Source organism: Candidatus Binatia bacterium (genome assembly GCA_029243485.1).
In the GTDB taxonomy this organism is placed as follows: domain Bacteria; phylum Desulfobacterota; class Binatia; order UBA12015; family UBA12015; genus VGTG01.
This window is the reverse complement of record JAQWRY010000036.1, coordinates 1-14045: the sequence shown is the minus strand read 5'-3', so window position 1 is coordinate 14045 and position 14045 is coordinate 1. Positions and strand designations below refer to the sequence as shown.

11 protein-coding genes and 1 pseudogene are annotated in these 14045 nt (G+C 61.7%); 6 read left to right on the top strand and 6 right to left on the bottom strand.

All coding sequences use genetic code 11. The features are described 5' to 3' along the window. Positions 1-1101, bottom strand: a 1101-nt coding sequence (locus tag P8R42_11790; GenBank protein ID MDG2305310.1) for a porin, incomplete at its 3' end; no start/stop codon positions are given. A gap of 232 nt (positions 1102-1333) precedes the next feature. Here P8R42_11790 and P8R42_11785 point away from each other — a divergent pair. Further along, positions 1334-1444 (top strand): annotated as a pseudogene (locus P8R42_11785) (IS481 family transposase). On the opposite strand, the gene P8R42_11780 reads toward P8R42_11785, so the two are convergent. The 3 genes from P8R42_11780 to P8R42_11770 all read right to left on the bottom strand — a co-directional run bounded on the left by P8R42_11780 (position 1410) and on the right by P8R42_11770 (position 4440). Further along, entirely contained in the window at positions 1410-1910 is a 501-nt protein-coding gene (locus P8R42_11780; protein MDG2305309.1) for a hypothetical protein, read from the bottom strand. The pseudogene P8R42_11785 and the gene P8R42_11780 sit on opposite strands and share 35 nt — an antisense overlap. Positions 1911-2356: 446 nt before the next feature. Beyond that, the gene (locus tag P8R42_11775) at positions 2357-3670 is read right to left on the bottom strand and encodes a hypothetical protein (protein ID MDG2305308.1); all 1314 of its coding nucleotides are present in this window, start codon (positions 3668-3670) and stop codon (positions 2357-2359) included. A gap of 617 nt (positions 3671-4287) precedes the next feature. Then, positions 4288-4440: a hypothetical protein gene (locus tag P8R42_11770; GenBank protein MDG2305307.1), complete on the bottom strand. Its 153-nt coding sequence runs from the start codon at positions 4438-4440 to the stop codon at positions 4288-4290. 474 nt (positions 4441-4914) lie between these two features. On the opposite strand from P8R42_11770, the gene P8R42_11765 reads away from it, so the two are divergent. Together P8R42_11765 and P8R42_11760 are read left to right on the top strand one after the other, a co-directional pair. Then, complete coding sequence (locus P8R42_11765) at positions 4915-7488, top strand: TonB-dependent receptor (GenBank protein ID MDG2305306.1); 2574 nt, start codon at positions 4915-4917, stop codon at positions 7486-7488. 945 nt (positions 7489-8433) lie between these two features. After that, positions 8434-9369, top strand: coding sequence for a DUF1254 domain-containing protein (locus tag P8R42_11760; protein ID MDG2305305.1), 936 nt, complete (start codon positions 8434-8436; stop codon positions 9367-9369). 300 nt (positions 9370-9669) lie between these two features. Here P8R42_11760 and P8R42_11755 read toward each other — a convergent pair whose 3' ends face one another. Together P8R42_11755 and P8R42_11750 are read right to left on the bottom strand one after the other, a co-directional pair. Continuing rightward, positions 9670-10005: a transposase gene (locus P8R42_11755; protein ID MDG2305304.1), complete on the bottom strand. Its 336-nt coding sequence runs from the start codon at positions 10003-10005 to the stop codon at positions 9670-9672. Positions 10006-10052: 47 nt separating this feature from the next. Continuing rightward, positions 10053-10421: a transposase gene (locus tag P8R42_11750; protein MDG2305303.1), complete on the bottom strand. Its 369-nt coding sequence runs from the start codon at positions 10419-10421 to the stop codon at positions 10053-10055. Between the two features lie 446 nt (positions 10422-10867). Here P8R42_11750 and P8R42_11745 point away from each other — a divergent pair, with 446 nt between their 5' ends. The 3 genes from P8R42_11745 to P8R42_11735 form a co-directional block, all read left to right on the top strand. After that, positions 10868-12808: an ATP-binding protein gene (locus tag P8R42_11745; protein ID MDG2305302.1), complete on the top strand. Its 1941-nt coding sequence runs from the start codon at positions 10868-10870 to the stop codon at positions 12806-12808. A gap of 225 nt (positions 12809-13033) precedes the next feature. After that, the gene (locus P8R42_11740; protein ID MDG2305301.1) at positions 13034-13411 is read left to right on the top strand and encodes a response regulator; all 378 of its coding nucleotides are present in this window, start codon (positions 13034-13036) and stop codon (positions 13409-13411) included. Next, the coding region (locus tag P8R42_11735) for a PAS domain S-box protein (protein MDG2305300.1) at positions 13395-14045 on the top strand (651 nt) is incomplete at its 3' end. The genes P8R42_11740 and P8R42_11735, both read left to right, overlap by 17 nt.

Sequence of the window (14045 nt, the reverse complement as noted above, 5' to 3'; positions counted from 1 at the left end):
GAGCGCGGCGATGTCCTCGTGCCACTCGAGATCGGTGTAGCCTTTGCCGTAGTTGCCCCACGGATCCCAGAACACGGTGCCCGAATACGCGAAGTTTTTGTCGACTTCCCCGAAATCGAGATCGCTCGTCGCGATGCCGTTTGCAATCATGACCTCGTAGTAGAGGTTGTCGACGGGCTCGCCCGTCGTGAAGATTCCGACGGACCGGTCTGGCCGGAAGAACGTGGTCGTGAGCGAGCGATCGACGAAACGGGTTCGCGTCGAGCCGTTCAGCCAGTCGCGGCTGCCGGGGATCATCGCCTTGCCGATGTGCAGGTTGGCGTAGCGGTTGAACTCGTAGTTGAACCACATGTCGTGGAGGACGATGCGGTGGTTGTCGTCCGTGTCTCCATCGAGGTTGATGAAGTACTGAAGCTGCGGCGACAGCGCGTAGCCTGAGAAGGTGAGGCGCGCGCGCTCGATCTCGAAGTCGCTGCGGTTCTGGATTGGTCGGATGCGCCCGGTACCGTCGACCCACTCGTCCTTGGTTCGATCAAACAAGGTGTATCGGAACTGCATCCGCGCGTTGATGCGCATCTCGAACGGTGTCTTGGCGGTCTCAGGGTCTTTGGTTCGGACCACGAGGCCGTTCTCGTAGCCGGCCTCGAACCCGGCGAAGCCCTCTTCGTCCTTCATCCCCGCCGTATCTCCGTCCATCCGAGCCTCGATCAACGCAGGCTGGTCGGGGGAGACAACAGGGATGGGATCTTCCTCGTGAACCGGGGGCGAGAAAGGCTTGGGCTGCCGCGGGGCGGACGGCTTTGGCTCGGCCGACACCACGGCTGGTCTCGGCTCCGGTTTCGCTTCGGGGGGCGGTCCGGCGACAGGCTTCGCACCGATCGCATTGTCATCGAGCCGCTTCTCCAAGCGTTCGATCACCTCCGACTGACGACGAATGACCTGGTTCTGCTTCTCGAGCATCTCGCGCATGGCGTCGAGCTGCACTTGGACTGAGGGGTCGACCTCTCCCGCCGAGCTTTGTCCTGCACCGCAGACGGGGATCAACAACCCCAGAAGCAGACCTGGCCACCGGCCCCAGCGCATTCTCTCCAGCTCGTTCATGGCTCGAAGGCTACCCCTGGATTGTGACGGTTCGGTGACGAGATCGTGACCGGCGGGCGAATACATCGGAGCGCCAGGAAATGGGAGCCAGGAATCACCAGGCAATGACCGGGAACCTTCCTGACTGCGTGTTCGACGGCGCAGAGCGCCAGAGGTCGGAGGGATCGGCCCCGAGCGCCGTCGGCGCCGCCAAGACAAACGCAACCAGGACTTCAAGGGTTCGCGTCGTGCCCGCACACACCGAACCGACAAGCAGGAATTCTATCAGCGGCTCACGTGCAAAGACGATGTCGATCTCGCAGCCAAACTCAAGGAGTGGGACAACTTCTACAACTACCATCGACGCACGGCACATTGCGCGGCGGCGTCACGTATGGGATCGCCTTTGCCCTGGAGGCCTGAGCGACCTTCCGGACCGCGAAGAGGGTGCTCATCTGGCAGCGACTGGCGTTTCGGTGCTCTTTTGCGGAGAGAATCGCCGCTGTGTCAGGTTCGGAGAGTTGCCCCTCGGCGAAGAGATCGTCGAAGAGGAGGTCGGCGGCGAGGAATTTGTCGCGGGCGCGCTGGATCCAGCCGCGTCGGTCGAGGGAGAGACAGCTGGCGAGTTCGGTTCGTCCGCGGCTTGCGTCCTTGGCGCAGGCGTATCGGTCCTTCAGGGTGGCGGCGAGTAGATCGCCGGCCGCCTTGTTTTGGTTTGCGACACACGGGATCTGCTGGCGACTGAAACTCTCGGTGCCGAGGGGCTTGAAGGGCCAGGGGCCGGTGGGGCATTGGCCGCCTGCTCCCATGCAGAAGGCGACGAAGATCACGAGGCTGCAGCAGAGCTTGTAAAGGGTTCTGCGAACGTCCTCTTCTGTGTGAGCGTAATCTCGTCGTGGTTCGCGGGATCCGAGTGATTCACGACGATGGTGCGGATAAGGATCGGCTCGATTCGGCTCACACTGCCCGGTGAGAAACGTGTCCGGGTTGGAAAGGTCGCGACCTCCGGCCTGAATCACAGTGCTGCCGCTCTGCGGTTATGCCGGTGCGGCTCTGTCCTGAACTCGACCTCGCTCCAGGCTCCGCGGGGGCGGCTCCCCGTGGACCTGGGCGAATAGGCCGTTCATCTCGACTACAGCCTTTTCCCGCGGGGTGATTCTGATGCGCTACGATGGTCTGGCGACGCCCGAGGTTCCCGAAGAGCACCATCCGCAGGCAAGCGTGGTGAAGCTGGCTGAACTTCGGGCGTTTCTGCCGGCGGACGAACCGGTGATCTCTAGCGAGCAGCGGGCGTCACAGTTGGCCGAGCGTCGCCAGGATGCGCAGCGTCGCGAAAATTTCTGAGGGTCGGCTGCAGCGCCCGCAGGATGGCTTGGGCGACCCGGCGGTTCTGTTGGGCGCTGTAGTGGCCACCGGGCGCAAAGCGATCGTCACTGGCCACGGTCATGCCGGCTTCGGGCCGGACGATCGGATGACCTGCGAGGCCCGGGAGGTTGGAGAGATTCGGGTGGTTCGGGAGATCGGTCGTCGCCTGCGCCAGCCAGTCGCCGTACCAGACTTCTTCGCCGGCCAGTTGTGCTTCGAGCTCGGCGCGACGCGGCAAGTAGACGAGCAGGGGGCGCGCCCCGATTGCTTGGGCTTCGTTGTCAAACTTCTCGAGCAGAGCTGTACCCAATTGGAGCATTTCCGCCTGGCGTCTGTCCGTAAAGCGTTCGTCGTCGTTCTGCCGGGCGCGTTTGCCGGGCTGGGTGGAGTCTGTGGCTGCCAGACGTTGTGCGAGCAGGGAGAGCAGGGCGCTTTGTTGCCAGAAGAATTCCTCGTAACGCTCATCCAGCCATTGTTCGTACGGGGCGAGAGGATGGCTGGCCGGATTCTCCAAAAATTCCAGGATCTCGTCCGGGGTAAGCGTGGGTTGGTTGCGCAGCCGCAGCTTGCCGTCACGCAGAATAAATCGGGGCTTCGATAGCGGCAGGGCAGTGTCGGGGAAAAAGAAGGGGCGCAGCACATTGACGTTGCGCATGAGGTTCTCGGGCTGCAGGCCCAGAATCACGACGTCCGGTCGCAGGGGTGCGCCGTCGCGTGCCAGCCGAAGGATGGCTTGATCGATCCCGTAGGCATTCGTGCCGAGATTGAAGACCCGGGCGGGCACGCCGTCTTGCCGCAGGAGTCTCTCGAGTTGGGCGGGCCAGGTCTCGTTGTCCGGCACTTCATCGCCAAAGGTAAACGAATCCCCGACGGTCACGATCCGTAGCGCGCGTTGGGTGTCCTCGGGTGCCAGCGCGGGGTTGGCGTTCCGTCGGATGCCTGCGGAATCGATGTGGACCTGGCCGTCGCGGCTGGTGGCTCCGGGTCGCGGGCGCCAACCGAGATCGGCGTCGACGAGAAAAAGGCTCTCGCCATTGTCGAGCGCCGTCAGACGATTGCGGATGTCGTGCATCGGCATGCGCCAGGGCGGCAATCGCGTATGGCCCTCCCAGCGTTGTCCGGACTCGTCCACCGGGATCTGCTGGCGCACCACCCATTCGCCGAAGCCGAAGGCCAAAAGCGACCCCAGGAGAGCCAGTGCAAATCGCGACAGAAAACGTCTCATGAAGCGTGTTCTGGCCTCAGTTGCCACGGGCCCATTGCGAACTCCGCATGCCTCCCCATCGCTTAGTTTGCAGGCGGAGTCCAACCGGAGGCACATGAGGGCCGGGCGTCTGGTGGTTTTGGCGGATACGGCAGATTCGGTGGCCTCCTCGCCGGGATGCGACGGTCTGCCTGGCCTTGCTTCGCGGGGGCGGCTCCCCGTGGACCTGGGCGAATAGGCCGTTCATCTCGACTACAGCCTGCAGCACCTCCTCGGTCCGGAGCTTCGCAACATCAGGCCACCAGACGGCCTCTACGGTGCGAGATCGCATGCTACGTTTCCCGCACGGCATACCCTTAGTCGATCTTGGTGGTCTCCGTTGAGCGTCGCCTTCCTCTGCCAGTACCCGATCTGGGTAACCGGACTGATCTTCTTCGCGATCCCTCAAGCGGCCCTCGGGTTCGGCTTCTGAATTGGGCGGCGGCAAGGGCGCAGCGACGCCGTGTCGACGGGCTCGGGCGACATCGCCCTCACGGCGATGTACGGCCTCCAAGGACCACGCTGGCATTGGTCGGCAGGCCCGCTCCAGCGAACAACCCGAACAGGAGCTCCGAGCTCTGATTGCTGGAGAACGATCGCTACGGGCGGTGCTCGATGATGGGCAGGTCGAACCGGATCGAATCGCAGTCCACACCGAGTTCGCGCGCGGCCACGAACTGGAAGCGACCAAAGCGGGTGGCCAATCCCTGCTGCCAGGGGAGGAAGCCACCATTGCCCGCTGTCACCGCCATCTTCGTGTAGGTTTCCGAGGAGGAGAAGTAGGCCGGCGACAAGAACAGAAGAGGGCCTGGGGTGTGGTGTGATGTGTCAAGTAGCGTGAGACACCTTCAATTTGTTGCTGCTTAGCTTCTCTCGAAGCGCTTCGTACGGCGTCCGGCCGCGAAATGCGCCGTGCGGTCGATGCCGAGCGAGATCGTCTGGAGCTCCACGCGCAAGCAGAAGCTCTCTGGCGCGACCCCTCGCTGACTTTCCGCCTGGGTAGGGCTAGGCCAGCCGAGGCGGCGGTCTCGCACCGCGTCTCGCCCACACCGGGAGCCTCGCGCCGCAGGGGTGCGAAAGCGGGTAGAGGAGTCGGGTTCTGCGGCCGCGGTTGGAGTCATTTGGCTTTGTGCGTACTCAAAAACTTGGCATTCGACCTGTTCTCTGAAAGAAGAATTCCCGTGGTCACCCACCGAAACCAGCTGGCGAAGTAGGAGTCTGCGGACATGAAGAAGTCGACCCGAGCCAAGGTCTCGAGACACGCCTGTCTGCGCGTCCTCCTTTCGCTGATGATCTCTGTGCTCGTGGGGGCCCCCCCCTGGGCAGGGGCTCAGGAGACCCCCACCGAGGGTTCCGGGGCAGAGATGCAGCGCGTGGTCGACGAGTCGCCGCCGGTGGGAGGCTTGGACGCCGAGATCGACGCCCCGGAGGCGCAGGCGGAGGCGGTCCAGCAGGAGGGCGTCGCCGCCGCGGGCTTGTCGCCATCCGAGGCGAGGCAGGTCGAAGAGATCGTCGTTCAAGCTCGCAAGCGAGCCGAGCTGCTCGAGGATACGCCGATCTCCATCACGGTGTTCGACCAGAGCACGCTGCAGGATCGGCAGATCATGCAGCTCGACCAGCTCGAGGGCTTCGTGCCGAACCTGGTGATCCTCGACAACCGCACCGGGCGCGACGCGTCGATCCTGATCCGTGGCATCGGCGCCCGCCCCGACGTCTTTCTCGACCAGGGGGTGGGGCTCTACGTCGACGGGGTCTATCTCTCGCGAGCCCAGGGCTCAGTGCTGGAGTTGGTCGACATCGCTTCATTGGAGGTGCTGCGCGGTCCGCAAGGAACGCTGTTTGGCAAGAACACCGTCGGCGGTGCGGTCAACGTGATCACCCAGAAGCCCGATCAGGAGCTGAGCGCCGACGTGCGCGTGCGCGCCGGCACCTTCGGCACGGTCGAGACCCGCGCGATGCTGAACCTGCCGATCGGATCTGGCTGGCTCGAGGATAAGCTCGCGACTCGTCTCAGCTTTGGCTCGAGCAATCTGGAGGGATTCACCTACAACGCCTTCCGCGACGAGTACTGGAACAACCGCGAGGACTTGAGCTTCCTCGGCTCGGTGCGCTTCGAGCCGACCACCACGGTGACGATGGATGTGATGGGCAGTTGGTCGACCCAGAGGTCGAAGGGGCGGGGCGGTCAGTGCCAGTACATTCAGGAGTCGATCTTCATCAACGTCCCGGGCTCGGTCACGCCGACCTACTACGATTACTGCCAGGACCCGGAGCGCTCGGCCCCGTACCGCTTCGAATCGGAACTCGGGGCGATTCAGGAGACCACCAGCTGGGGGAGCTGGGGAACGCTGGCCTGGGATACCGGGGACGCGTGGATCTTCGAGGACACCCAGACGAAGGTGCTGGGATCGTGGCGCAAGCAGAGCTGGGGCGAGCGTGCTGACGTGGATCTGGGCCCCGAGCGTCTCTTCGTCTTCGGGGAGGTCGGCGGCGAGGGGACCTTCAATGGGGAGCCGGCGAGCGCACAACAGTTCAGCGCCGAATTGCAGGAGAACTTCAACGCCTGGGATGGCCGCGTCGCCGGGGTGGTGGGCGGCTACTTCTTCAAGGAAGAAGTCCACACCAACGCCGACATCGATGTCTTTCCGCTGTCGGGGATCGTCGGCGCCTTGAACGGGGGAGGCACGAACAATCTCATCGATACCGACAACATGTCGTGGGCCTTCTTCGGCCAGGCCACCGTGGATGCCACCGATTGGCTGTCTATCACCGGCGGGCTGCGCTACACGCGCGAAAACCGCGAGCTGTCCCGGCTGGTCACGAACCTTCGCCTTTGTGAGGACGGCTCGGATCCTCCCTGTAGCGCGGACAATCCGAACGCGATTCGGGCGGCTTTCAAGGACGTCAAGAAGGACTACGACGCATGGACGCCGATGGGGAGCATCGCGCTCACGATGCCGGAGGAGTGGCTCGGCGACGCACCGATCGAGCATCTGCTGGGCTATTTCACCTATGCGCAGGGCTTCAAGGCAGGTGGGATCAACGGCGGCGCCCGTTCCGACAATCCGGCGGAGGCGAGCACGTTTGATCCCGAAGCGGTGGACTCCTACGAGCTCGGGTTCAAGACGATCACCTTCGACCGCCGGCTACGCGCCAGCATCGCGCTCTTCTACGCCGACTACAGCGACATGCAGCTCCCGACCGTGTTTGCGGAGCCATGCCCGCCCGACAACCCGGATTGCATCCCACAGGTCGCAGTCATCACGACGAACGCGGGTGAGTCCACGATCAAGGGCATCGAGCTCGAGATCAACGCGCTGCCCATCGACGGGCTCGCGATAGATGGTTCGGTCGGGCTGCTCGACGCTAAGTTCGACCGCTACCTGGCAGAAAATCTGGTCACCGGTGAGCCGATCGATCGCGCCGGCGACCGGCTCCCGTTCGTCCCGGAGACGCAGATCCATCTCGGCGTCCAGTACTCGTTGCAGGTGGAGCCGCCGGGGCCCGAGTGGCTTCGCGGCTGGCTCACGCCGCGCGTCGACTGGAGCTACCAAGGCTCGGTCGTGAACTACGGTACCGAGATCCCGGGCGCGACGTCGTCTTCGTACAGCTTGGTGAACGCCCGGCTCTCGTACGACTTCGGCAGTGATGCGTTTCAGGTTGCCCTGTGGGCCACGAACCTGACCGACTCGGTCTACTTCAACAATGTCTTCCCGATCCCCGTCCAGATCCTGGGCACGTTGAACCGCTTCTACGGTCAACCGCGGACCTGGGGCGGCGAGCTGTCGTATCACTTCTGAGGAGAGAGCCGTTGGGCTCAGCCCGCAGCGCGTTTAGGTGAGCCCGTCGCGCCACTACGGCGCAGGAAGGGCACGACGCGGGCGAGTTTCTTGCCTACCTCCCTCGATTTACCTGGTCGTCGTCCAGAGATATCGGCTTCAGTTTACTGCCACTTGGCAAGTCTTTCCCCGAATGCGCGCAACGCGTAGACGCGGATAGTCATCCCGGAGAATGATGAAGGATTTACCCAGAATCGATGCCGCCTCGCTCTCATATTCGCAGTTCGTGTTGATGAGGCAGTAGTCGTACGTCTCCGAGGGGCGACCGGATCCGGGATGCCGTGAGACCGGGCAGCCAAACGCATCTCGACTACAGCTATTCACAGAATCAGGAGCGTCGCCCTCGATGCAAGCACTTCGAGTGCAAGAACCGCGGCTACCTCACGGTTTTTGCGGATCGTATGCGAGGACGGCTCAGAGCTTCCCCCCATCGTTCACTGCATCCACGCCTTGCGGCGGCGAGTTCCGCTCGGGTTCGGAGAAACTACAGGCTAAACTAGTTAGAACGAGCAGCTAAGCCACAACACATGACCCGCGGAATCGATTCATTATGCTCCCTTTGCTCGTTGTCCCCGTCATGGGGGCGTTCAGGCAACTCGCTGAAGGAGCCGGGCACGCGACGGATCTATGCAGGTCAGGGTTACAAGATTGACCCAGACCATCTATTGCTAGGCAGACGGCCAAATTCCTGGTCATGGGACCGAAGTTCCCAAATACAACTGTCGCTTGCTCCGAAAAGACCGGCTGAACAACTTCACGTAGCCACACTGCGAGAGCAAAAAAGCACTCTCGCCAAGGAGACCCACATTGGACCGTCACCTCGCCAGCCCGATTCGAACTCTCCTGACCGCTGCCACACTCACGTTATGGGCGTTACCACTTTGGGCCGCTGATCATCCAATCACAGTGAATGTCGACAACTTTACGCATGCCGAAACCGACATGCAGATGAGCCGGATTTCGAAGACGACAGGTGGCGTCAACCGCTGGAGCCATAACCGCGCACCCACGCCTCTCGACAAGCAAAACGTCATTCGGATGAACCGAGACACTCTTTATAGCTTCGCTGTCGTGGACATCAGCAAGGGCGCGACAGTGACACTGCCCGAAACCGACGGGCGCTACATGACGATGATGGTCGTCAATAATGACGGATACATCAACAAGATCTACGAGGATGGTGGCACTCACGAGCTGACTCTCGAAGAATTCGACACTCCCTATGTCGCGCTTGCGGTAAGAACGCTCGTGAATGCTTCCGATCCCGCTGATGTAGAGGCGGCGAATGCGCTCCAGGACAAGATGAAGATTACGGCCGCCTCTGCCAGCCCGTTTACAATGCCCCAGTACGACATGGACAGCTACCGGGCCACCTACAAACCAATACTTGAACTGAGCAAAGGAGTCCCGGATACCCGCAAGATGTTCGGTAACCGGCAAGACGTAGACCCAGTGCGCTTCCTGCTCGGCTCCGCCTTCGGGTGGGGTGGGCTCCCGGCGGAAGAGGCCTACTACCTCAATGTAAACCCGGAACTCCCTGTGGGCAAATATCATATCACGGTAAAGGACGTGCCCGTCGATGCCTTCTGGTCGATCAGCATGTACAACAAAGATGGCTACTTCGAGAAGAACGACTTCGACGCCTACAGTGTCAACAATATTTCCGGAACCCCCAACTCAGATGGCTCATTCACAATCAACTTTGGTGGCTGCGCGGACAAGCGCGTCAACTGCTTGCCGCTCACGAAGGGTTGGAATTACATTGTGCGCCTGTATCAGCCGCGGGCCGAAATCCTCGAAGGCCAATGGACTTTCCCGCACTCCCAACCGGTACAGCCCTAGCCCCACGTCCGCCGGGCACGAGGACGGCGGAACCCATCGGGCCCTGACGCTCTTGTCCGGAGTGGCCAGTTCGCGCGTGCAGAGCCCCGAGCGGCTAGCGCTATTCGGGCGTCTTGAGATATTCGCAAATCCTGTGGATCGGGTTTGATCAGACGGCGCGTTTTTCCTTTTTCTCCAGTTGAATTCCGTCTTCGTCTCGAAGTTCATGACCTCGTGCAGGGCCGACTTGGCGCGGCCCTGGAGGAGCTTGGGAAGCTTGTCGAGTAGGTTCGCCAGCCGATGCACCCAGCACCGCTGCTCTCACGTCTCCGGCCACACCTCGCGCAGCGCAGCCCGGAAGCCGAGTGCGCCGTCACCGACAGCTACGACCGGAGCTTCGAGCCCACGGCTCTTGAGCCCGCGTAGTATCGCCGCCCAGCTCTCCTTGCTCTCTCGGCAACCGTCGTCGACGGCGTTCAGTTCCTTCGTACCGTCGGCACGCGCTCCGATCCTCACCCGCAGGCACACGCGGTCGCCTTCGCGCGGCATGTTTACGTGGATGCCATCGACCCGCACGTACACGTGCTCCCAGTCTGAGAGGTCTCGCTTTTGAAACTCCTCGTTCTCCGACTCCCACTGGTTCGTCCGCCGCGTGATGGTCGTCGCCGACAGCCCAGCAGCGCCGGGATCGCTTCACCGAAATCTCAGGTCGACAGGCCGCGCAGGTAGAAGATCGGCAGCACTTCATCCACCTTCGGTGACCGCCGCATGTACGGCGGCAGGATCCTGCTCGTAAACCGCTGCCGCTCACCCTCGATCACGCGCTTGTCGTTCACTCGAGGCGCTTCGATCTCGATCGTTCCCGATCCAGTCACGATCGTCCGCGCCTGCTTGCGCCCGTTGCGGACGACGACGGCATGGCCGTCCTCGTCGCGCTCGCCTTCGTCGGCCGTGATGTCCTCCGCGACCTCCGCTTCCGGCGTCGTCGGCAGCATTCGACGCGCTCCCTCCCGGGCCAGCGCCTCTAAGTTCGGGGTCTCGTCCTCGACGTTCTTTTCCACTACTTTCGACACGGGTGGGGTACTCCTTCTCCCCTCGGCTCCAACCCAGGGCCTTGTGATTGTTGTTCACAAGGAAGGGTGCGCCGCCCTTTTCACCTTGGCGATCCACAGCTTTCCGTCATATCTAGAAAACGTTGCGGCTTCTCGAAGCCCTGAGGTATTGTGAAGCGTGAAGTACAGGTTCTCGCTGCGCAGGCTCGAAGGAGTAGAGCAACCTCTCGAGCGTCGAATTGTATTTCTGGTGGAACACGAACAGGGTGTGCGGTAGATAATCTCCAATCGCGTTGCCGATCGATTTCGCGATTCCGTGCCCGTACCTTGTGGGGCGATTCTGGTAAGCCGGTAAAATTAGAAACGTTTCGCTCTGGCTGGAGCGCTCCACGCCAGGCGCTCTCGCGGTGCGAAGTACGACCTCGTGATGGAACCTACGCTGCCTGAGAGGACGCGGAGATAAATTGATGGGCCTGACCAGAAAACTCCTCGAGACCGGAATCGACGAGACGGGAAGCGAATTTGATGCCCAGCGGGTTCGGACCCTGAACGCTGGCGTCTTGATGTGCACCGCAGTCGCGCTTGTATCGATCCCGGTGATGGTACTGAGTGGTAGGGAGCAGACCGTTCTCGGTACTACGGTCTTCCTAACCTCTATGAGCCTCGTGGTCTGGCTTCAGGCCCGCGGGAACGCGTACGCGGCCGCGCTGTCGATTACCGGTGTGGGCCTGTTGGCTGTCGGAGCACAATCCTATTACCTGGGACGAGACTTCGGCGTTCATTTCTGGCTCCTGGCGCTGATCCTGTTCCCGTTCCTGTTCTTCCCGCGGCGCAGTAGACACAGCCCTACGGTTCTCGGCGTCCTGGTCACGATGGCCTTTATCGGATTCGCCGTTCGCGAACAGGATGCTCTGGGCACCAGTGATGATTCGCTCTTGACCCAGATCTTGGCGGTAATCGTGCTTCTGGGTCTCGGTATTACGATGCGCCAACTGCTTTTGCGAGTCGAGCAGGGCCACGAAGACTATCGGCTGCGGGTCGAACGCCAAGCAAACGAGCTCAGGGAGCGCCAGGGGCAACTCGAAGTAGCGCTGGCGGATGCCGACGACACACGGCGCGCGCTCGATCTTCGCGTAGCCGAGCGCACGCTCGAGCTACAAACCGCGCACGATCAACTGAGCCGCGAGCTCGGTACGCGAAGCCGCATCGAAGAGGAACGCAAACTACTCGAAGCTGAGCTGCAACACGCCCAACGTCTGGAATCGGTCGGGCAACTCGCCGGAGGCGTTGCACACGACTTCAACAACCTGCTCACGGTGATCGGCGGCAACGTCGAACTGGTGCTCGATTCGCCGGGTTCGATGACCGAGACACAGCTCTCGTGGTTGAGTGAGGCACAGGGCGCGACCGAACGCGCCGCAAGCGTGACGGGTCAGCTCCTGGCTTACAGTCGCAAGCAGGCGGTCGTGCTGGAGACTCTCGAGCCCCTTAGTGTGGTCGAAGGCGTGCGCCGGATGATCGAACGCGCAGCCGGCGAGCAGATTCGCGTCGAGATCGAGACCCAGGGCTTGGTCGGAAAGGTGCGGGCAGGGCACGGACAGATCGAGCAAGTGCTAATGAATCTGGTGCTCAACGCATGTGACGCGATGCCCGGGGGAGGAACGCTCCGGCTCGAGGTGACGGAGGTGCGGACCCTCCCGAGTTCCATCACCAAGTCCGCGGCCTCCGCGAAACCCCATGTGGCCCTGCGAGTGAGTGATACGGGGGGCGGCATGGACGAAGCCACGCGCGATCGCGTCTTCGAGCCATTCTTTACAACCAAAGGGCCGGGCAAGGGGACGGGGCTCGGGCTGTCGGTGGTGCACGGCATCGTGACCCAGCACCACGGGTTTCTCGAGGTCGAATCCTCCCCGGGCAAAGGCTCGTGTTTTTCCATTCATCTTCCGGTCGTGGAGGCGGACCCCGCATGGCCCCCGGACGTCCGGGCTTCACGCACGCAGGAGAGCGGGCGGGGCGAAACGATTCTCGTTGTGGAGGATGAGCCCGCTGTGCGTCGTGTCACCTCCGGACTGCTCGAAAACAAGGGATACTACGTGCTGATTGCCGAGAGCGGCGAGCAGGCACTTGAGGTAGCCGAAAATCATACCGGGTCCGTCGATCTCGTTCTCACGGATGTCGTCATGCCGGGGCTGCAGGGTCCTGAACTGGCTTCGTCACTGCTCGAACTCCATCCCGGCGCAGCCGTGCTGTTTGTCTCGGGCTACACAGACCCGGAGCGTCTCGTCGATCTCGACCTCAACGAGTGCAGATCTTTCTTGCAGAAGCCGTTCTCCAGCGAAGCCCTGGAGCGCGAGGTTCGCAACCTGCTCGAGCGAACTTCTTCCATACCCCACGAAGGCGCGAGCTAGTTGCGGGGCCTGAGATAGTGCCCTGTACCCTGTAAGCGACGAACTCTTCGTCTGCTGGCCTAGAACATCAGAATGCATGAAGAACGCGTTGAACTGGTGGTTCAATTAAAATGTCTCGTCGCTCACACAACGCTGCGGCAAGGAGGACACGCCGGAGATCGACCGCGAGTACTGAACGGAAGTGGTGTCGGGAGGACCGCGTTCAACGCTGCGTTTGGAGACAATATGATGATCAAAAAGGTTCTTTTGATAGATGATGACGATGATCTCAGGCAGATCACGGCGCTCAGTATGCGGAAAACGGTCGGCTGGGAGGTAGTCATGGCTAACTCTGGCGCCCGGGGTGTGGAACTTGCGCTCGAGCATCAACCTGACCTGACCCTCCTCGACGTGATGATGCCAGATATGGATGGGCCAGCCACCCTTGCCAAAATAAAAAACTGTGATTCATTGGCAGATCAGCCAGTAATATTCATAACCGCGCGGATCCAGGCCGCCGAGATCGCGGAGCTCATGGAGCTTGGCGCCGTTGGCGTCATCGGTAAGCCCTTCGACCCGCTTACCCTGGCCGAGGAGGTACTTCGCCTTGTCGAAGCTAAGTGACGCTGCAACAAACGGCTCTTCGACTGGTTCGATTGGTCAATCGGAGAGGGAAGCGCTTGAGGTTGGACTTTCCAGTCCTGACGCGTCGACGGAGCCCTTACTTTGCGTTGTCGATGCCGCGGGTCACATACGGCAGATCAACTCTTCATGGAGTCGGTCGCTGGGGCGCGATGATGAGGCTCTTGTGGGAACTCGATTCTTGGATCTGGTACACCCCGACGACCGAGCCCCGACGGCCGAGTTCTTCGCCGAGATAGGGAGTAGAGAGAAGGTTGCGGACTTCCGGAACCGGATCGTTCGCGAGCCCGGGAAGTTTTCTTGGATCCAGTGGGCGGCAACGGCGGATCCGGAAAGTAAGCGCATTTACCTAACGGCGAAGGATATCACGGAATTGGCGCGAGCCCGGGCAGAGCAGGAGCGCACGGCCGATGACCTGACCCGGTTGATTGACACCGCGAATGCTCCGATCATCGGAATCGATGCGGAGGGGCGGGTCAACGAATGGAACCAAACCGCGGCGCGGATCACTGGTTTTGACAAGGCTGAAGTGCTTGGGCGCAATTTGGTGAACGACTTCATCACCGATGATTACAAGGCGGCGGTGAAGGAGGTGCTGGATAAGGCGCTTCGTGGA

Coding starts and splice junctions, on each gene's coding strand:
- P8R42_11775 (MDG2305308.1), bottom strand. CDS start 3,670: ATGAGACGTTTTCTGTCGCGATTTGCACTGGCTCTCCTGGGGTCGCTT.
- P8R42_11770 (MDG2305307.1), bottom strand. CDS start 4,440: ATGGCGGTGACAGCGGGCAATGGTGGCTTCCTCCCCTGGCAGCAGGGA.
- P8R42_11765 (MDG2305306.1), top strand. CDS start 4,915: ATGAAGAAGTCGACCCGAGCCAAGGTCTCGAGACACGCCTGTCTGCGC.
- P8R42_11745 (MDG2305302.1), top strand. CDS start 10,868: ATGGGCCTGACCAGAAAACTCCTCGAGACCGGAATCGACGAGACGGGA.
- P8R42_11740 (MDG2305301.1), top strand. CDS start 13,034: ATGATGATCAAAAAGGTTCTTTTGATAGATGATGACGATGATCTCAGG.